This window comes from Muriicola sp. SD30 (assembly GCF_041205185.1).
GTDB lineage: Bacteria > Bacteroidota > Bacteroidia > Flavobacteriales > Flavobacteriaceae > Muriicola.
The window spans coordinates 21,901-41,580 of record NZ_JBGEWB010000003.1; the positions used below are offsets into that span (position 1 = coordinate 21,901).

Sequence of the window (19,680 nt, forward strand, 5' to 3'; positions counted from 1 at the left end):
AAAAGTTATTTCGATTATCGCTCTATGCAACATCCATATTTGCGATTACGTAAAATAACATACAATGAATTCATTTAAAGCGCTGGGGCTCAACAATGCCCTGCTGCAAGCTATTGAGGATCTCGGATTCGAAACTCCTTCCGAAGTCCAGGAAAAAACGATTCCCATTTTATTAGAAGATGAAGCCGATCTGGTTGCCTTGGCACAGACGGGCACAGGGAAGACTGCTGCCTTTGGTTTTCCTTTAATTCAGAAAATTGAAAGTGAAAGCAGGACCACTCAGGGTGTAATCCTATCCCCGACACGTGAACTCTGTCTTCAGATCACCAATGAAATGCAACTCTATTCCAAATATGTAAAAGGCCTGAATATTGTGGCCATTTACGGGGGTGCGAGTATAACGGACCAGGCCAGGCAAATCAAGAGAGGTGCTCAGATCATAGTAGCAACTCCCGGAAGGATGAAAGATATGATAGGTCGGGGTATGATCGATATCAGTAAGATAGACTATTGTATTCTCGATGAAGCTGATGAGATGCTCAATATGGGCTTTTATGAAGACATTAAGGACATTTTGTCGACCACTCCTAAAGAGAAATCGACCTGGTTGTTTTCAGCAACTATGCCCAAGGAGGTTGCCACCATCGCCAAAAAGTTCATGCATCAGCCCAAGGAAGTTACGGTGGGAGCAAAAAATTCGGGTGTAGACACCGTTCAGCACGAATACTATGTAGTAGGCGGCAGGGATCGATACGAGGCGCTTAAACGCCTTGCGGATGCTAATCCTGGGATTTTCTCGGTAGTATTTTGTAGGACAAAGCGGGATACACAGCGAGTTGCGGAAAAACTCATCGAGGACGGCTACAATGCGGGGGCCCTTCACGGCGATCTGAGTCAGAACCAGCGCGATCTGGTCATGAACTCTTTCAGGAAAAAGCAGATTCAAATGCTGGTAGCGACAGACGTAGCTGCAAGGGGCATTGATGTAGATGATATTTCTCATGTTATCAATTATCAACTTCCCGACGAGATAGAAACGTATACTCATAGAAGCGGAAGAACCGGTAGAGCAGGGAAATCCGGAATTTCTATGGTGATTATCACCAGAAGTGAACTGAGAAAGATCCGAACCATTGAAAATATCATCAAACAGAAATTTGATGCTAAACAGATCCCATCGGGTATGGAGATTTGTGAAATACAATTGTATCATCTTGCCAGCAAAATAAGAGATACCAAAATCAATAATGCCGTTGACAATTATCTTCCCGCAATACACGACGTTCTGGAGGGAATCGATCGAGAAGAGCTGATCAAAAAAATTGTTTCCGTAGAATTTACCCGATTCTATGCTTACTACAGTAAGGTGAAAGACCTCAATAGTAGCGATAGTTCCGGGCAGGGTAAATCCTCTTCCGACTCAAGGGGAGGTGACTTTAGTGACAATGGATCCGTACGTTATTTTATTAATGTAGGGGAAAGGGACGGTTACGACTGGATGTCTTTAAAAGATTTCCTCAGAGATACGCTCAGTATTGGGAAGGATGATGTGTATCGGGTGGATGTGAAGGACAGCTTTTCTTTTTTTAATACGGATGCTGCCTTAACAGATCAGATTCTCAATATCTTCAAGGACTTTAAAGTGGATGGCAGATTCGTAAATGTGGAAGTGTCCAAAAGTCCTGAAGGTGGAGGCCGTAAAGGGAAGGACAAAGGAAGGCGCAGGTTCAAAGACAAAAGAAAAGGTGATTATAAAGATCGCTCCCACAAGAAAAACGGAGGACAGAGAAGCGGGAAAAGAAGAAGTAAAAAACGGGATGGCTTTTATTAGTTAATTCTATATTAAAAGGACTTTATAAAACATGTTTTTTTGGTTTATTCGCGATAGTAAGAATGGTTCTGAATATTAAACACTTTTCATTTTTATTCCTTTTGGGCAGTATGCTGATCTTCGCTCAGGAACCGCCCTCTGAGGTAGTTTTACAGGAGTTTAAAGCTCGCGTGGTGAATGCACAGACCAATGAGGCCCTGGAAAGTGTCCATGTGGTCAATCTCAATCAGGTGAAAGGAACGATTACCAATACGGAGGGCGAGTTCACGATTCAGGCTGCCGTCAATGACACCCTTTATTTTTCCTATCTTGGTTTTAAATCTCAAAAAATAAGGGTCACCAATGACATGTTCAAATTTATGGATACCGAGATTGCCCTTACCGAGCTGGCATATGCACTTGAGGAAGTGATCGTAAGACCTTATCAACTCACAGGCTATCTTGAAATCGACGTAAAAAACCTGCCGATCAATACTGCCTATCAATACAGTATTTCAGGGCTTTCCAAAAGCTATGAGGCCGGAAACAAAAACCCAAGTGCCGTGACAAAGGTTTTGGGTGCCATACTGAATCCGGCCGACCTGCTCAGGAATCTGTTTGGGAAAAGGCCCAACCAGATGAGGAAACTCCGTCTGATTAAGGAGGATGACGAGATCAGAGACCTTTTGGCTTCCAAATTCGACCGGGAAACACTTACCGAACTCCTCCAACTTGAAAAAGTGGATATTGAGGATATTCTATCCAATTGTAATTTTTCCAAATCCTTTATAACTACCGCCAACGATCTTCAAATTCTCGATGCCATCAGTAGTTGTTATGAGGAATACAAGGTTCTGAACAGGAAAAATTAGGAATATTCTTTCAATGGAGTACCATAAATAAATTTTCCTAATCCAAGATCATTTTATAGTTTTAGGCAAAATAAAAAAGCCTTTATAAACTATCAGAACCGCCGGGGATTAGCCTTACTTATGGTTCGGATGTGTGCGAAGGGCCTTCCTCAAATACTGCTTCATGAAAAAATTACTGGCCTTAGTCTGTTTCGTCAGCCTTATTGTTTCCTGTAAACCTAAATCTGACACTTCAGACAGGACCGCCCTCCGGGAAGAGGTTGCGGCTGACACAAAAGAAGAGGTCGTTCCATTTCGCTGGGAAGCTGCCAATGTATATTTTCTCCTCACAGATCGTTTTAACAACGGAAACCCAGAAAACGACATCAACTACGAGAGAACCAATGAAACAGGACCCCTAAGAGGATTTATGGGTGGTGACATCCAGGGGATAACTCAGAAAATTGAAGAAGGATATTTTACGGATCTGGGTATCAACGCGATTTGGTTTACCCCCGTTGTGGAACAGGTACATGGAGATACTGACGAAGGTACAGGAAATACTTATGCTTACCACGGGTATTGGACGAAGGACTGGACGGCACTCGACCCCAATTTCGGAACCCGGAAGGACCTTGAAATCATGGTCAGGAAAGCCCATGAAAAAGGTATAAGGATTCTGATGGATGTAGTGTTAAATCACACAGGACCTGTAACGGAAAAAGATCCGGCATGGCCTGCTGAATGGGTGATTACCGAACCAAAATGTACCTTTGAAAACTACGAAACCACCACGGCCTGCACCCTGGTTGAAAACCTCCCGGATATCAAGACAGCTGAAGATACTCCTGTGGATCTGCCGGATACCCTTCTTGCCAAATGGAAGGAAGAAGGCCGACTGAGTATGGAACTCGATGAGTTACAGCTTTTCTTTGACAGAACGGGCTATCCCAGAGCGCCTCGATTCTATATTATTAAATGGCTGACCGACTATGTAAATGACCTTGGGATTGACGGTTTCAGGGTAGATACAGTGAAACACGCTGATGAAAAAGCCTGGGCAGAATTGTACAAAGAAGCCTCTTATGCTTTTGAAAACTGGAAAAAGAAACACCAGGACCGGGTTTTGGATGATACTCCCTTTTATATGGTTGGCGAAGTGTATAACTACGGTATATCAGGGGGCAGGGAGTTTGATTTTGGGGATAAAAAGGTAGATTATTTTGCTCACGGATTTAATAGCCTGATCAACTTTGAACTCAAGACAGATGCCCAAAAGAGTTATGAGCAAATTTTTAGAAAGTACAATTCCCTGCTTCACTCCAAATTAAAAGGAGCAAGTGTCATGAATTACCTTACCTCACATGATGATGGAAGTCCCTTTGATAAGGAAAGGGAAAAACCATTTTATTCGGCGAATGTCTTACTGCTTACCCCAGGGACTTCTCAAGTATATTACGGTGATGAAACAGCTAGGGACCTTACTATTGAAGGTACTGTAGGCGATGCCACCCTGAGATCTTTTATGAATTGGAATGAACTGGATAGTTTGAAGACCAGGGAAGTACTTACACATTGGCAAAAATTAGGCAAGTTCAGAAACCGGCATCCCGCTGTTGGTGCTGGCAGACACAAAAGGCTGGCAAAGAAACCCTATGTCTTTAGCAGAACCTATACGGATGGTGACTACAAGGATAAAGTGGTTGTTGGCCTTGACCTGCCCAAAGGGAAAAAATCACTTTGGGTAAAAGGGTTTTTCGGGGATGGAACCCAACTGTATGACACTTATTCTGAGACCACCGTAGAAGTGAAGAAAGGCAAAGTCACCCTGGATAATCCATTTTCTGTGGCGCTTCTGGAACTGGCCAAATAAATACTCTACGGATGCAAATAAATTAATTCCTGATAAGAGAATCCAAAATAAAATATGGCCATAGACAGAGACAGGCGAATCTAATTCTTACCATTGAGATAATTACTGCCTGGAATGCAAGGCGAGTCGGTTGCCTTCAGTATCCACAAACAAGGCCATATACCCCACATCTTCACTGATCATCTTTTTGGGTTGAAGTACCTTCCCTCCTGCTGCTTCGATTTTGTCGACCTGCTCCTTCACATCCCTACTTGAAAAATATAGCAACGGACCTTCGGATTCACTGGGCCTGTAAAAATCGGGGTGACTCACCAAAGCTCCGGAGGCACCCTGCTTCCCTTCGGCAAAGGGAAATAGTCCCATCTTGAGTCCGTGGAAATTTTCAACTTCTATTTTAATATCAAATACTGTTTCGTAGAATTTCCTTGCCCGATCCATATCCATAACCGGAATCTCAAACCATCCAATCATATTTGATTCCATTTGATTTCTTTATTTTTCCAGTTGTGTCTTTAGGGTGGATAATCCTTCTTCAAAATCTTTCCCTACCATCTTGTCCATGCTCATAAAAAGCATCATGATACTCATGGGAAATTTGTTCTTTCCTTTAAAGCCCCATGTGACTTTCGTGTTGTTGCCATCTGTATCTTCAAGCTCAAGGTAACAGTCTGATTGGGACTTCCAGGGTTTCATAAATCGAAGTTCTCCATCGATACGTTCCCCCGGAACGATATTCGTGATCTCCTGTTCTCCTTCTCCTACTTCCTTATTTCCATTCCAATAACTTATTGCACCAACTTCCCCATCGGTTCCCGTGAATTTCTTTTCCATATTGGGATCTTTCTTCGCCCAGGGAGACCAGTGGTCCATATTTTTAAGGTATTTGAGGTATTCAAATACTTCGTTTCTGGGTTTTGAAATCACTACAGAGCGATTCACATCATAAGATTTGGGAGCGATAAGGGCAAGTATCAGAATAACGGCCACCAATACCAGTACAATATATAGTGCAGTATACATATGTTTATCAATTAGTTAGTTACAAGGAAAGGTACAAAATCTTTCTATATCCCTTCCTGGTAACGCGCTAGTATTTTGTCGATATTCTTGATAGATTTCTTAATCCATTCGAGCCTGATTTTAGCTTTTTCATCCTCCTGAAGTTTCCAGTTATACTCTGAGGAACGCAATTTTTTGGTCATCTGATACAGCACTATAGCAGCAGCAACAGAAACATTAAGACTTTCGGTAAAACCCACCATAGGTATGTGAACGTGTTCATCAGCAGCTGCAAAGGTACTTTCTGACACCCCCTCTTTTTCTGCTCCGAAAACAAAAGCCATCTTCTGGTTTACTGAGATCTGATCCAGGGTACAGGCATCACTCCTGGGTGTCGTCACAAAAATCTTATATCCTTTTGCTCTTAAGTTATCGATACATTCTTTTGTTCCGCCATAGCGATGAATATCGGTCCATTTTTGTGCCCCAAGCGCGATTTTTTTATCCAGCCTGTCAGAAAATCTTTGTTCGATGATGTGCACATCCTGAATTCCAAAAATATCTGCAGATCTTATAACTGCACTGGCATTGTGGAGGTGGTATATATCTTCCATAACCACGGTAATATATCTGGTACGCAAATTCAACACCTCCTCAAATCGCTGAAGGCGCTTACCGGAAACGAAGGTCTCCAGATAATCGATCAGGTTGGGATCCTCCATAGATCGAATATAAGAAAAACGTATCTTTAGATAAAAGAGCAGAGATGAAGAAAAAGGTGGCTGTGCTTACAGGGGCAGGGATGAGTGCAGATAGTGGCCTAAAGACATTTAGGGATGCAGACGGACTCTGGGAAGGCCACGATGTAATGGAAGTTGCCTCCCCACAGGGGTTCAGGGAACACCCCGAACTGGTTTTAGAATTTTATAATGAAAGAAGGCGGCAATTACTTGAGGTTCAGCCAAATGACGGGCATAAAGCACTTGTAGAACTGGAGGAAAAATTTGAAGTACAGATTATTACTCAAAATGTAGACGATCTGCACGAAAGGGCTGGTAGTCAAAATGTACTCCATCTGCATGGAGAATTGTTTAAAGCGAGGAGCACAGCCCCTCCTTACACTGTATACAATTGGAGAGAAGACCTTAATCTCGGAGATTGCTGTGAATTGGGAAATCAGCTTAGGCCCCATATTGTCTGGTTCGGGGAAGAGGTACCTCTCCTTCCCCATGCAGCAGAACTCACTTCTCAGGCCGAGATCCTCATCATCGTTGGGACTTCCCTCCAGGTGTATCCTGCAGCCTCATTGATGTATTATGCCAGAGCGGGTATACCCATCTACTTTGTAGATCCCAGACCATCCCTGACAGATTCAGGTGAACTCAATCTTAATTTGATTGCCCAAAAAGCCTCAGAAGGAGTCCCTGAACTAGTCTCTGCACTCTTGCAATAAATTTCAGGCAATTCCTTGGTCTGATACCCAATCAACCCCACTAAAAACTAAAAACTTATGGCTATCTTTGCCCTTTCCTTTACCTATGAGCTCAAACACTGATATCTCTACAGAAATACAAGCGATTTCCCCGGTTGACGGACGTTATAAAAATAAAGTACTCCCCCTGATTTCATATTTTTCAGAGGAAGCCCTGATGAAATACCGAGTGCGCGTTGAAATAGAATATTTTATCGCCCTTTGCCGAATTCCCCTGCCACAATTGCAATCTTTAGCTTTCTCAAAATACGAAGAACTCAGAGAAATTTACAGCTCCTTTAAAACAGCGGATGCTCTTGAGATCAAAGAGATAGAACGCACCACAAATCACGATGTGAAGGCGGTCGAATATTTTATTAAATCAAAATTCGATTCCCTGGGTTTATCTGAATACAAGGAATTTATCCATTTTGGGCTGACCTCACAGGACATCAACAATACGGCAATTCCCTTATCGCTGAAGGAAGCAGTGAAAGAAGTGTATATGCCCCAATGCAGCAAACTTCTCGAGGCAATTGAGCACAAAGCACAGGAATGGGCAAGAGTTCCTATGCTGGCCCGAACCCATGGACAGGCAGCTTCTCCTACCCGACTTGGAAAAGAATTTGAAGTATTCGCGACACGTCTAAGGGAGCAATTAAAGTTTCTGGAGATGATTCCACACGCCAGTAAATTCGGTGGTGCTACCGGCAATTTCAACGCACATAAGGTAGCTTATCCGGGTACAGACTGGAGAGCCTTTGGAAAATCTTTTGTTGAAGGAGAATTAGGCCTCCACCATTCTTTTCCCACCACTCAGATAGAACATTATGATCATATGGCTTCTTTGTTCGATTGTCTGAAACGGATCAACACGATTCTGATCGACCTCAACAGGGACCTCTGGACATATATTTCCATGGATTACTTTAAGCAGAAGATCAAAGAAGGGGAAGTAGGCTCATCGGCTATGCCGCATAAGGTAAATCCGATCGACTTTGAAAATGCGGAGGGGAATTTAGGCCTGGCAAATGCAATTTTTGAACATCTCTCTTCCAAATTACCGGTTTCAAGGCTACAACGTGATTTAACAGATAGTACAGTTTTGAGGAATATCGGCGTTCCTCTTGCGCATACGCTGATCGCAATGCAATCCACCTTAAAAGGGTTTGGAAAACTGTTGCTCAATGCAGAGAAGATTGAATCAGACCTGGAAAACAACTGGGCAGTGGTGGCAGAGGCCATTCAGACGATCCTGAGACGCGAAGGCTATCCCAACCCCTATGAAGCACTGAAAGGGCTTACAAGGACCAACGAGGCCATAACGGCCGAATCTATCGCCAGATTTATTGATACCCTCGATGTATCTAAAGAGATAAAAACGGAACTCCGGGAAATCAACCCGGGGAATTATACTGGAATTTAGGCCCTCCCTTAAAAGAAAAACCTGGCTGCGTTTGCAGCCAGGTTTGCAAAATTTTTACAAGAGTATCTTAGCCTTTTAGAAATTCACCTATTTCTCCAAGTCCTTCTCCCTTGTAATCAGATTTCTGGATAGCCTGCATTAATTGAACCAGATGGGCCGGATTCATATCATTCCCCAAAACACGAACCAGGGCAAACCCCTTCTCGTTACTGTTTCCATATATGATTACTTCATCAATGGCATCATCTTCCCCCAGATATTTCACAAATCCTTTCCCATAGGAAGAGTTCAGCTTCATCAATTCTTTAAACTCTGAATTTTTCATGATGGCATTTACCTTCCCCTTTTCCACTTCATATTCCGCTGCATTCGAAGCTGTCTTTCTAAAAGCCAGGATATTCAGTTTCCTCAAGGATTCCACTGCGTTGCGTTGTTCTTCTGAAAGTTCCACTTCATCGAGGTTTAAAATACTCGCAGGCAGGTCAAGAGAAATAAAATTAGGATTCTCTGCACTGTCTACGTAATACTCCTGCAGGCTCTGAGTTGAAGAACAACCCAATAACAGGAACAGTCCAATAATCGGAAGGATTGCATATAATTTTTTCATCGTGCTTTTGCTTCTTTAAGGAACAAAGATGCAGACCCGCTCTATCAGCAGGCCCGCAGCTTTACTCACTCGGTTATTTTTTTTGTTTCTCAATCTGATTCAACTCCTTAGGGAGATTCATTTTCTTGGTTAACGCCCCGATTTTCGTAAGATCAATATCTCCAGTGAGGGTGAGTAATACCGTTTCGATCTTGCGGTCGTTAATTTCAACATCGGCATTTTTTATACCGGTGACGAACATCAGGAGTTCACTTACGTGATCCTCGTCCTTCCCCTTGCGGATATAGAACTTTACATTGGCGTCTTTGTCCTTTACCCTCATGAGTTCTTCAAGAGAGGCATTTTTTAGATAGCGGTCTACCGTAGACTTCATATCAGCAGATATCCCCTTGTTTTCGGTAACAAAGACCTTTAAGCCATTCAGACTTTTTGCAATCTCCATGGCCTCCCTGGCTTCGGGTTCATCCACGTTGACATCCATTTTTACCAGGAGATCAAACATGTTTTTGTTGACGATTACCGAACTCACCTCGTCCATATCCTCAAATTTATCAAAGATCGACTGTGAGAAGCCTGTAAAGGGTAATAAGGCTAAAGCGATTATTAAGACATACTTTTTCATTCTGTTGTTTTTTAATTGTTTTTGTAAATTTTTTCTTTTGTTTCTTCAAATTCATGCAAATAGGCTACTTTTTGTGTGCCACGGTCCAGATTTGAAGCCAGTAACCCAAGGGCCTTTTTAGTCTGGAGATAGGCGTATTCAGCTTCTTTTTGCTCCTGATACTGCCTTCCAAAAAATATGCCAGCTACTAAAACGACTACCGCTGCAACGGAAATCCACTTATATACGTTTCTTCTAGGTTTTAATGGAACCTGCTGCGTATATCGCTCCTGTTTGGCATTTGAGAAGTAAGTGAACATCGGTCGATATTGTTCCAGATGTGGCTCTACGCCATCTCCGGTAAAAAACTCCCTTAATTCAAGCTCCTCGGCCTCCGTGGTTCGGGCCTCGAAATACTTCTCTATTAACTTTTCTATTCTAACTAATTCCATAGCTGTGTTTTTCTACTAATTTTTCTCTTACGGCCTTACGTGCTCTGGATAAGGCTACTCTCACTGCTGTCGGTTTCATATCCAGCATTTCAGATATTTCTTGATAACTATAGGCTTCTATGTCCCTCAGCTGCAGCACCATTTTCTGCTGATCGGGCAATGTCTCCATGATCTTACCCACCCATTCCACACTGTCGTGTGTTTCCACCTCATTCTGCAATGAGCTACTATTGTCGGCATAATTACTGTGTACCAGTTTCAGATTCGCCGATTGTTTCGATTTCAGCCGGTCAAGACAAAAATTCTTGGTCATCGTCATAGCAAAAGCCTCTACATTGCGATAGGTTCCAATCCTCTTTTTCTTTGACCACAATTTCAACAGTATCTCCTGAGTTGCATCTTCAGCCTCCTCCGAGGACACTAGTAACCTCTTAGCAAGCCTGTATAGCTTGTCTTTAAAGGGCATTACCACATTTAAAAACTCACTTTGTGTCATTATGGGTTGATCGGTTGTTGTATTGAGCATTTTCCTGCCGTGTTACAATAGCTAGACGACCTATATCGAATTTTGTTACAATTCTTTTTTTCTTCGCCAATATCTCTTTATTTTAGCTGCGAGTAACCTTCCCTACACATGATAAGGCCGGAAATCCCCTAAGGTAAGAAAATGCCTTAGGTACAAACCGTGTTGGAATAAGTATTGCTTAAAAAAAAGAAAATGAAAAAGAATTTAATCTTACTCCTGTGGACAGTTTTATTGTTCATTGGATGCAGCAAGGACGATGATAACACCTTTTCTCCACCTGAGGATCTAGCAGCCCAGGATTTTATGTGGAAAGCATCTAATTATTGGTATTTCTGGCAGGATGACGTACCCAACCTGGCAGATGACCGCTTTGCCAGCGATGAGGAGTATACAGCCTTTTTGGAGTCTGATGCGGATGCCGGTGATTTTTTTGACAATCAACTGCGTTTTACAGAAGATCGATTTACCTTCTATAGTCCTGACTATGAAGAGTTCACTAGAATACTTTCTGGAATCACAAAAAACAACGGGCTTAATTTCGGGCTGATATTGCTGGAAGGTGATTTGCTCGTGGGATATGTAAGATATGTAATTCCGGATTCAGATGCGGCATCCAAGCAGATTTTCAGAGGTAATTATTTTACCGAAGTCGATGGACAACGTCTGGATACAAACAATTATATAGACTTGCTTTTCGGGGAGAATGATACTTATACGCTTTCCATGGCCGATTATGTCAATGATGAATTTACCCCAAACGGCCTGGAGGTAATGCTTACAAAAGAAGAAAATTTTCAGGAAAACCCAGTCTACATTACCAATACGTTAGACGTTAATGGTACTAAAATCGGTTATATATTTTACAGGAGGTTTACAGATGGTTTTGAAGACGAACTCAATGCCGCTTTTGGCCAATTACAGGCTCAGGGAATCACCGAACTGGTTCTTGACCTCAGATATAATCCAGGAGGCAGGGTTTCATCTGCTGTAGCCCTGGCAAGTATGATCTATGGCACAAATACCAATGAGCTTTTTGTAAAACAACGTTGGAATCCAAAACGACAAGCCGGTTTCAGTACGTCTTCCCTGGAGGAAAATTTTATTAATCAGATAGAAGGAGGGGAAGCCATTAATTCATTGGGCTTGAGCAGGATTTACGTGCTTACAACCGAGAGATCTGCATCCGCCAGTGAATTATTGATCAATGGTCTCGATCCTTATATGGATGTTATTCAGGTAGGTACCACCACCACCGGGAAAAATGAATTCTCGCTTACCATGGTCGATGATCCCGGCAATAATTTTCCCTATACCTATGATCCGGCCAGGGAATCTTTTATCAACCCCAATAATTCCTGGGCCATTCAGCTACTTTGCGGCCGGTATGAGAACTCAGTTGGATTTTCTGATTTTACGTCAGGACTCGTTCCGGAAATAGAACTTGAAGAAGACATACTCAATCTCGGTGCCCTCGGAGACATCAATGAACCGTTGCTTGCACGTGCCATAGAAGATATTACCGGAGTATCAGGAAAACGAGATTTTACAGTCAGAATGCCTGCTAGGGCCTTTGCTGATTCGTATACATTTGACCCCCTCAGTGATGTGATGATCGGAGGTGTACCTTCCGGGATAGAACAAAAATAAATCCCGTTGTATTCTTCAGTGCCTTTATAAATCCAGGGAAAAGCCCAGGTGGATATTTCTTCCCCTTGTATTAAATCCGATAACCTCGGTATATGATTCATTCAACAAGTTATCCCCTCTGACAAAGACTGTCAGCTTTTCGGGTAGTAGTGAATAGCTCGAATACAATCCGATAAGACTAAAAGGCTCAAGTGCTACTTCTTCAAATGTATTGAAATCGGTATCAGACCTTGTTCCGGTATAGGCGTAATTCAGAGAAAAATACAGGGCCTCGGAGAATCGTAGCCCGAGGCCGGCAAAAAATTTGTGTTTTGGAATTCTTATCGCGGCATCTCCTTTGCGTTCAGTAAACGTATAATTCGCTTCGAAAGACAGATTTTCAACCGGCTTCCAGTTTACTTCCATCTCAAGGCCCGTGGCATTGATGGTGTTAGTCGCATTGCCATACAGGAAAGCCGAATTATCAAAAAATACAAAGTCCTCTTCCCGTCGGGTAAAAAATACAGAACTCAACCTCAGATTTTGGGAGGAGGCGTATTCCAGTCCCAATTCCAGCGTCTGGTTAGATTCAGGTCTTAGATCGGGATTTGCTCCAAATTGACCGAAAAGCTGCGTCAGTGAAGGGGTGATATAGGCTGTAGCGTAGCTACCCATCAATTTTATGTACCCTTGCTCTTTTTTGAAGGTAAAACTTGGGTTGATATTGTAAACGAATTGTGAGCCGTATTCCGAATGGAGATTTAATCTGCCACCGGTGGCAAGTTGAAACCCATGTTTACTTAGGTATACCAGAGAAAGATAAGGATCGGTGAAATTAAAATCTTTCTTCTCTTCAAACTCTGTCCGCTCCAGATTGTAATTGATCCCGGCGATCGTCCTGAAATTTCCGAATTGATATTTATTAAATAAGTCCCCTATAACATTTTGCCCTTTAAATATTCCCGGAAAGGCACTGATATTTTCGGATTCGTAGGTAGCATAGGCCAGATTTATGTGGGTTGAACCCGACTTATACGCATAGACGGTATTGGCACCTAAGCGATGTTGCGTGCTTTGAAATTCATAGGGGGCGTCCATAAGTCCAAATGATTCATCATAAGAAGTTTTCACTTTGGCCTCACTGGCATAGAACCTTGTTTTTAATTTGTCACTGATTCTAAAACCTAGTTTTACATCCAGATTAATGGCAGAAAACGGGTCGGGTTCGTTAGACTCAGTAATAATGGAGGAAAGCCCGTCCATATATCTTTGTCCAAATCCAAGGGAATAGTCCCATCTCCCTGAAGTACCGGCAATCCTGGCAGAATTTTCAAATGCATTTAACTGATATTTCTGATCAGTAACAGACTGATTGCTACCCACAGATGATTGAAAATTAGCTGAGATTCCCCTCACCGGAGCCTCTTTTGTTCTGATATTGATTACAGCGGTTGCGGCGTTTGCTCCATATAGAGTACTGGAAGCGCCTTTGATGATTTCCACCGAGGCTATGTTCGAGAGAGGAAGAAGTCGGAGATCAAATTCTTGCGAAAATGAAGATGGATCCGAGACTCTTATCCCGTCTATCAAGACAATTACTTGCCGGCCCCTGCCCCCACGGACAAAAGTTCCAAGGATCTCACCAGCCCTGCCCCTGCTTCCCGAAATCTCAATCCCGCTTTTAGTATTGATTAGTTCAGGCAATGATCTTCCCTGATTTCGGCCAAGTTCTTCAGGACCAATTCTGATTACAGTCTTACCTGAATTTTCCCTCCTAATGGGGAATCGGGTGTCGCTGACGACTACCTCCTCCAGTTCCCTTATTTTTAAGGTGTCCGAAGTTGTTTCCTGGGCCCAACCGGCCAGTCCGATACTCATTAGAATAACGGTACTCCAAAAATATTTTTTCAATTTGTTCTCTTCCTATAGTCGGAATCGCGTATGAGGTAACATACGAAAACTTTTATCCCGAAAGTTATACATCGTTTTTCGAATCTGGCAGGTCTCCTGACTTGCGTTTTAACCTCAACCTTCCCATCCTGAGGACAGTGGTAATTGAAGAGAGGTTAAACATAGTTCCCTTTTGTGGAGCTACTAAGCTTACAGTTGCGGGTACAGTTCCGGATTCACACCGGATTCCCTTTTAATACCAGCCTTTGATGGCTGATCACCTAAATTCGCGGTGAAGATAATCAAATTCTCCAATCCTTTTGGCAAAGGACTTTAAAGCTTACTTTTGAGGCAGATGATATACTATCTATGAGAATCTATCTATGTCTGTTACTATTATGCCTGCTAGGTTGCAGGGGGAAATCCCCCGATGCTGGTCAGAGTGATAATACGCCTTCTGAAAACACCTTTTCTCCGGTTCATTTTGCCAGAGGGTTTCAATTGCAAAGAACAGATGACGGGATTACTGTGCTAAAGGTACTTCAGCCCTGGCCCAATGCCTCCAAACCCTTTACCTATGCCCTGGTAAACAGGGACAGCCTTTCTTCCATCTCCATCGATTACGAGAAATACGATGCCGTTGTGCCGGTTCCTGTAGATCGAATCGTCGTGACCTCAACGACGCATATCCCCGCCCTTGAAGCACTGGGGGTGGCTAACAAACTAATAGGCTTTCCCGGAACAGACTACATTTCTTCAGAATTTACAAGAAACAGAATTTCAGAAGGGGCAGTGGTCAACCTGGGGAATAATGAGACGATTAATACTGAAATGACACTTCAACTTCAGCCCGATCTCGTAGTTGGTTTTAGTATTTCCTCGGAAAACAGAGCCTATGAAACCCTGGAAAGGGCTGGGATCCCTGTTGCTTACAATGGAGATTGGACAGAACAAACCCCTTTGGGAAAGGCAGAATGGATTAAGTTTTTTGCACCTTTTTTCCAGTTGGAAGGAAAGGCGAATGCTCTTTTTGATTCTATTTCAGAAGCTTACCTACAGGCCAGAGACCTTGCGCTTAAAGCAGGTAATACACCAACTGTAATGAGTGGGGCCCTGTACAAGGATGTCTGGTATGTCCCTGGAGGGAAAAGCTGGGCAGCACAGTTTATCCGTGATGCAAATGGCAGCTACCTCTGGGAAGACACTGAAGAAGTAGGAAGTCTGTCCTTAAGCCTTGAAAGTGTTTTATCAAAGGCTTCGGAAGCCGATTTATGGATCTCTCCTTCCCAATTCACAACCTACGAGGAAATGGAGCAGGCCAATCGTCATTATCGGCAGTTTAATCCCTTCAGAAAACAAAAAATCTTTACATATGCCCTGAGTAAAGGGGAAACAGGCGGACTCACCTTTTTTGAGCTGGGCCCCAACCGTCCCGATTTGATCTTAAAAGACCTTATTCATATCTTTCACCCGGAAGTGTTACCCAACCATGACCTGTACTTTTTCAAGCCCTTACAATAATTGAATAAGAAGATTCCATATCAGTTTTCCCTACTGACCGTTTTGTTAGTCCTGTGTTTTGGCATTAACATCAGCTTTGGTTCTGTCGACATCCCCCTTTCTGCAACCATCAAAGAACTATTTGGTGTTGAAAACACCAATGATTCATATGGATATATTATCTGGGATTACAGAATCCCCAAAGCTTTTACCGCAATTCTTGTGGGAAGTGGCCTTTCCCTAAGTGGCCTTCTGATGCAAACGCTTTTCCGAAATCCCCTGGCCGGACCTTTTGTGCTGGGTATCAGCTCCGGAGCCAGTTTGGGTGCGGCCTTACTTATAATGGGTGGCGGACTATTCACTATGGGCTATTCCCTGGTAAACGATTTATCACTCTCCATTGCATCCAGCCTGGGAAGTATTCTGGTCCTTCTTATTGTGGTAGCTATCGCGAGGAAAGTAAAAGATACTATGGCCTTATTGATCATCGGACTGATGTTTGCAAGCATAACAGCAGCAGTAGTTACTGTCTTGTCCTATTTTGCGAGGGCAGACGAACTTCAGCAATATATCTTCTGGACCTTTGGAACTGTAGGAAACCTAAGCAACAGTCAGGTCCTGATCCTGGCTTCCATCATAAGCATTGGGTTGCTTCTCAGTTTTGGAGCAGTGAAATCGCTCAACGCCCTTCTCCTGGGAGAAAATTACGCCCGTAGCCTTGGAGTAAAGATTGGCAGGTCGCGTAACCTTATCATTGTCGCTACCGGACTCCTTGCCGGATCGGTTACTGCATTCGCAGGTCCAATTGCTTTTATTGGCCTTGCCGTTCCCCATCTCACCCGGCAACTATTGAATACAACAGACCATAAGGTTCTCATTCCCGGGGTAATGCTCTATGGAGGAATTCTACTGCTGATCTGTGACACCATTGCCCAGCTTCCTTCCTCTTCTTATGTTCTTCCTATCAACGCAATCACCTCCATTATCGGTGCTCCTGTAGTGATATGGTTGTTGTTGAGAAAACGCAATATGATCTTTTAGCTATCAGCTACCCCGGCGGTATTCCACATTTTATAATAACAGAATAGTTAACTTTGAAATCCCATCAATTAAATTGAAATCCTATTCCTAGAAATGACTAAAACCCTCGAGATTCAAAATTTGAGTATCGGTTACCCCGGTAAAAAAGGGAAGCCATTACAGGTAGCGCTAAATTTGAATTTTTCTTTAAAGAAAGGGGAATTTGTCGCTATTGTGGGAGCTAACGGGATTGGTAAATCAACCCTGTTGAGAACCCTGGCCGGAGTTCAGGAAAAATTATCAGGTGAAGTATTAATTGATGGCCAGCGGATGGAGTCGATTCCAACTCAGCAGCTGGCTGCCAGTCTTAGTATTGTTCTAACCGAACCCCTGGCAACTAAAAATCTGACAGTTTCTGAGCTTATCGCCCTGGGCCGGCAACCATACACCAATTGGTTGGGGAGTCTCACCGAAAACGATAAGAAAGCAATTCACAATGCTATCCGGACTATAGGTCTTGAATCTCTTGAACAAAGAAAGTGTTATGAGCTGAGTGATGGCCAGTTGCAGAAAGTACTTATCGCCAGGGCCCTGGCTCAGGACACACCTATTATGATGCTCGATGAACCCACTACGCATCTCGACCTATACCACAAAATACAGGTTCTGAAGACCATGAAACAAATTGCCCGTGAATTCGATAAAACCGTCATTTATACCACTCATGAGATCGACCTTGCCATTCAGCTTTGCGACAAGATGTTGATCCTTGATTCTTCCGCTTATTTTTTCGGCCCTCCGTGTGAACATATAGAAAATAAGAATTTTCAGAATCTCTTTCCTTCTGATCTTATTCATTTTGATCCGGGAACCGGGACTTTTAAGATCAAAAACTGAGGGTGTTTCCCTGCAGAATTTTAAGTCAGAACCCCTATCTTTACTTTAAATTGATGATGAGATGAGTACGGAGATTACCATTGTGGCTGTTGCACTTCTGGTGGGAGTTCTGGGGTTTTTCCTCGGGAATTATATCGAACGATTAAAAAGAAAGTCGATCCAGAGCACTTTGGAAGAAAGGGAAAGGCAACTCAGAGGAAGTCGGGAAGAATTGGAAACTCGACTTAACAATGAGAGATCTGCCACAGAAGAACTGAGAACAGAGAATACCAGACTTTCACAGCAAATTACGAGAAACGAAGCCGACCTGGAAAATCTGAGACAAAAACTGGGAGAGCAGAAAGAAGAGGTAGAACAACTACAGGAAAAATTTACCAAGGAGTTTGAGAATCTGGCCAATAAGATCCTGGATGAAAAAAGTCTGAAATTTACCGAACAGAATCAGAAAAACATAAAGCATATTCTGAATCCGCTGCAGGAAAAAATTCAGTTGTTTGAAAAGAAGGTTGAGGAGAGTCAGAAAGAAAACATCAGTATCCATTCTGCCCTGAGGGAACAGTTGCTCAACCTGCAGAATCAGAACCTCAAAATCACAAAAGAAGCCGAAAACCTTACCAAAGCATTAAAAGGTGATAGTAAGATGCAGGGGAATTGGGGAGAGCTTGTTCTGGAACGTGTGCTGGAAAAATCCGGCCTGGAAAAAGACAGGGAATACACAGTACAACAAAGTTTTACCAGGAAAGACGGCAGTCGGGTACTCCCCGATGTGGTCATCAATCTGCCGGATAGTAAAAAAATGGTCATTGATTCCAAAGTTTCATTAACCGATTATGAACGATTTGTAAATGCGGAGGAAGAAGACCAGGAGAAATATCTCAAAGACCATATAAATTCACTTAAGAAACACGTAGAACAATTATCAGCTAAGAAATACGAGGACCTGTACGACATGGAAAGTCCCGACTTTGTACTGATGTTCGTGCCAATTGAAACGGCGTTTTCTTCAGCTATCAACAAAGACTCAAGTCTCTACAACAATGCATTTGACAAGAATATAGTGATCGTAACCCCTTCCACTTTACTGGCTACCCTGCGCACCATAGACACTATGTGGAACAACGAGAAACAACAGCGGAATGCCATAGAAATAGCGAGGCAGGCAGGAGCACTCTATGACAAATTTGAAGGATTTGTGACCGATCTTACCAAAGTGGGGAAGAAAATGGATGAGGCTAAAAACGAATACCGGGGGGCTATGAACAAATTGGTTGAAGGAAGAGGCAATATTATTACCAGTATACAAAAACTAAAAAAAATGGGCGCCAAAGCGAAAAAATCGCTGCCTGATTCTATATTAAAGAGGGCTGAAGAAGACGACTTTAATGAAGAGCCCTCCCCTATGAACCTGAATTAATTTCCCTGATGCCCGAGGCGGCTTGCTCATCGAGAAACCAGTACAGATTTCCCTCATGCGGACTAACCAGTGCTGCCGGATATTGTTTGTAGTGGCCTTTCTTGCCCAGAATTTCCACAACCTTTTCCTTCTTTCCGGCTCCGGTAACCAAAAAAACGACATTTTTACTGTGATTTATGATTCTTCCTGTTATCGTGATGCGTTTCTGGCCAGAGTCGGGATGAACAGCCAGCTCACAATTCTGATCTGAATCCCACAAGTGGATCTCATGGGGAAATACAGAGGCCGTATGGCCGTCTTCCCCCATTCCGAGAAGGACCATATCGAATTTTGGAATACCATCCTGAACAGGAAGTTTACGCTGTAATTCTTCCCCGTATCTCAGAGCTTCTTCCCTTGGATCGTTTTCGCCGAGAATCCGATGGATGTTAACCCCGGGGATATCAATATTATCCAACAGGAAATCTTTGGTCATCTTATAGTTACTCTGATCATCGTCAGGAGGAACACATCGCTCATCGCCCCAGTAAAGATGTACTTCGTTCCAGTTAATGGTGTATTTACCGGGAATAGAAAGTTCTTCAAAAATGATTTTGGGAGTACTTCCCCCTGACAGGGCAATATGTACGCTTTTTTTATCCTTTAGCCATTTAGTAAGGAAGGCACAAAATTCTAGTGCTACCTCATTTTTAGTAGGGTAAATATTAAGTTTCATAT

Annotated in this window: 19 protein-coding genes and 1 riboswitch; of the genes, 10 read left to right on the top strand and 9 right to left on the bottom strand. The window is 42.9% G+C overall.

Features of this window, described 5'->3' with window-relative positions; genetic code table 11:
* Positions 1 to 64: 64 nt before the first annotated feature.
* The 3 genes from AB8P51_RS09045 (at position 65) to AB8P51_RS09055 (ending at position 4,534) form a co-directional block, all read left to right on the top strand.
* On the top strand, positions 65 to 1,831 hold the full coding sequence (locus tag AB8P51_RS09045) for a DEAD/DEAH box helicase (protein ID WP_369748506.1): 1,767 nt from the start codon (positions 65 to 67) through the stop codon (positions 1,829 to 1,831).
* A gap of 110 nt (positions 1,832 to 1,941) precedes the next feature.
* Positions 1,942 to 2,682, top strand: a complete 741-nt coding sequence (locus AB8P51_RS09050) for a carboxypeptidase-like regulatory domain-containing protein (protein WP_369749144.1) — start codon at positions 1,942 to 1,944, stop codon at positions 2,680 to 2,682.
* Between the two features lie 163 nt (positions 2,683 to 2,845).
* Complete coding sequence (locus tag AB8P51_RS09055) at positions 2,846 to 4,534, top strand: alpha-amylase family glycosyl hydrolase (RefSeq protein ID WP_369748507.1); 1,689 nt, start codon at positions 2,846 to 2,848, stop codon at positions 4,532 to 4,534.
* A gap of 102 nt (positions 4,535 to 4,636) precedes the next feature.
* On the opposite strand, the gene AB8P51_RS09060 is transcribed toward AB8P51_RS09055, so the two are convergent.
* The 3 genes from AB8P51_RS09060 to AB8P51_RS09070 are packed head-to-tail and all read right to left on the bottom strand — an operon-like array spanning position 4,637 to position 6,255.
* A complete protein-coding gene (locus AB8P51_RS09060) occupies positions 4,637 to 5,017 on the bottom strand; it encodes a VOC family protein (protein WP_369748509.1) in 381 nt (126 codons plus the stop codon).
* Positions 5,018 to 5,026: 9 nt separating this feature from the next.
* A complete protein-coding gene (locus AB8P51_RS09065) occupies positions 5,027 to 5,554 on the bottom strand; it encodes an SRPBCC family protein (RefSeq protein WP_369748510.1) in 528 nt (175 codons plus the stop codon).
* 44 nt (positions 5,555 to 5,598) lie between these two features.
* Positions 5,599 to 6,255, bottom strand: coding sequence for a TrmH family RNA methyltransferase (locus AB8P51_RS09070; RefSeq protein ID WP_369748511.1), 657 nt, complete (start codon positions 6,253 to 6,255; stop codon positions 5,599 to 5,601).
* 44 nt (positions 6,256 to 6,299) lie between these two features.
* Here AB8P51_RS09070 and AB8P51_RS09075 point away from each other — a divergent pair, with 44 nt between their 5' ends.
* Together AB8P51_RS09075 and purB are read left to right on the top strand one after the other, a co-directional pair.
* On the top strand, positions 6,300 to 6,986 hold the full coding sequence (locus tag AB8P51_RS09075; RefSeq protein WP_369748512.1) for an NAD-dependent deacylase: 687 nt from the start codon (positions 6,300 to 6,302) through the stop codon (positions 6,984 to 6,986).
* Positions 6,987 to 7,071: 85 nt separating this feature from the next.
* The gene (purB, locus tag AB8P51_RS09080) at positions 7,072 to 8,430 is read left to right on the top strand and encodes an adenylosuccinate lyase (protein ID WP_369748513.1); all 1,359 of its coding nucleotides are present in this window, start codon (positions 7,072 to 7,074) and stop codon (positions 8,428 to 8,430) included.
* A gap of 67 nt (positions 8,431 to 8,497) precedes the next feature.
* On the opposite strand, the gene AB8P51_RS09085 is transcribed toward purB, so the two are convergent.
* From AB8P51_RS09085 to AB8P51_RS09100, 4 genes are all read right to left on the bottom strand, one after another.
* On the bottom strand, positions 8,498 to 9,037 hold the full coding sequence (locus AB8P51_RS09085) for a DUF4252 domain-containing protein (RefSeq protein ID WP_369748514.1): 540 nt from the start codon (positions 9,035 to 9,037) through the stop codon (positions 8,498 to 8,500).
* Positions 9,038 to 9,110: 73 nt separating this feature from the next.
* Positions 9,111 to 9,659 carry a DUF4252 domain-containing protein gene (locus AB8P51_RS09090; protein ID WP_369748515.1) on the bottom strand — a complete coding sequence of 183 codons (549 nt, stop codon included), beginning with the start codon at positions 9,657 to 9,659 and terminating at the stop codon, positions 9,111 to 9,113.
* Positions 9,660 to 9,670: 11 nt separating this feature from the next.
* Positions 9,671 to 10,090: a hypothetical protein gene (locus tag AB8P51_RS09095; protein ID WP_369748516.1), complete on the bottom strand. Its 420-nt coding sequence runs from the start codon at positions 10,088 to 10,090 to the stop codon at positions 9,671 to 9,673.
* Positions 10,077 to 10,586, bottom strand: coding sequence for an RNA polymerase sigma factor (locus AB8P51_RS09100; RefSeq protein ID WP_369749145.1), 510 nt, complete (start codon positions 10,584 to 10,586; stop codon positions 10,077 to 10,079). Before AB8P51_RS09100 ends, AB8P51_RS09095 begins: the two co-directional genes overlap by 14 nt.
* Before the next feature lie 222 nt (positions 10,587 to 10,808).
* On the opposite strand from AB8P51_RS09100, the gene AB8P51_RS09105 reads away from it, so the two are divergent.
* A complete protein-coding gene (locus AB8P51_RS09105) occupies positions 10,809 to 12,263 on the top strand; it encodes a S41 family peptidase (protein ID WP_369748517.1) in 1,455 nt (484 codons plus the stop codon).
* Between the two features lie 24 nt (positions 12,264 to 12,287).
* On the opposite strand, the gene AB8P51_RS09110 is transcribed toward AB8P51_RS09105, so the two are convergent.
* Positions 12,288 to 14,153 carry a TonB-dependent receptor plug domain-containing protein gene (locus tag AB8P51_RS09110; RefSeq protein ID WP_369748518.1) on the bottom strand — a complete coding sequence of 622 codons (1,866 nt, stop codon included), beginning with the start codon at positions 14,151 to 14,153 and terminating at the stop codon, positions 12,288 to 12,290.
* A gap of 68 nt (positions 14,154 to 14,221) precedes the next feature.
* Positions 14,222 to 14,432, bottom strand: a riboswitch (cobalamin riboswitch).
* Between the two features lie 69 nt (positions 14,433 to 14,501).
* On the opposite strand from AB8P51_RS09110, the gene AB8P51_RS09115 reads away from it, so the two are divergent.
* From AB8P51_RS09115 to rmuC, 4 genes are all read left to right on the top strand, one after another.
* Entirely contained in the window at positions 14,502 to 15,653 is a 1,152-nt protein-coding gene (locus tag AB8P51_RS09115) for an ABC transporter substrate-binding protein (protein WP_369748519.1), read from the top strand.
* Positions 15,654 to 16,673, top strand: a complete 1,020-nt coding sequence (locus AB8P51_RS09120; RefSeq protein WP_369748520.1) for a FecCD family ABC transporter permease — start codon at positions 15,654 to 15,656, stop codon at positions 16,671 to 16,673. It abuts the gene before it with no gap.
* A 93-nt stretch (positions 16,674 to 16,766) separates the two neighbouring features.
* Positions 16,767 to 17,549, top strand: a complete 783-nt coding sequence (locus AB8P51_RS09125; protein WP_369748521.1) for an ABC transporter ATP-binding protein — start codon at positions 16,767 to 16,769, stop codon at positions 17,547 to 17,549.
* 61 nt (positions 17,550 to 17,610) lie between these two features.
* The gene (gene rmuC, locus AB8P51_RS09130) at positions 17,611 to 18,963 is read left to right on the top strand and encodes a DNA recombination protein RmuC (RefSeq protein WP_369748522.1); all 1,353 of its coding nucleotides are present in this window, start codon (positions 17,611 to 17,613) and stop codon (positions 18,961 to 18,963) included.
* Here rmuC and pgl read toward each other — a convergent pair.
* Complete coding sequence (gene pgl, locus AB8P51_RS09135) at positions 18,947 to 19,678, bottom strand: 6-phosphogluconolactonase (RefSeq protein ID WP_369748523.1); 732 nt, start codon at positions 19,676 to 19,678, stop codon at positions 18,947 to 18,949. The genes rmuC and pgl overlap by 17 nt on opposite strands.
* Positions 19,679 to 19,680: the final 2 nt, after the last annotated feature.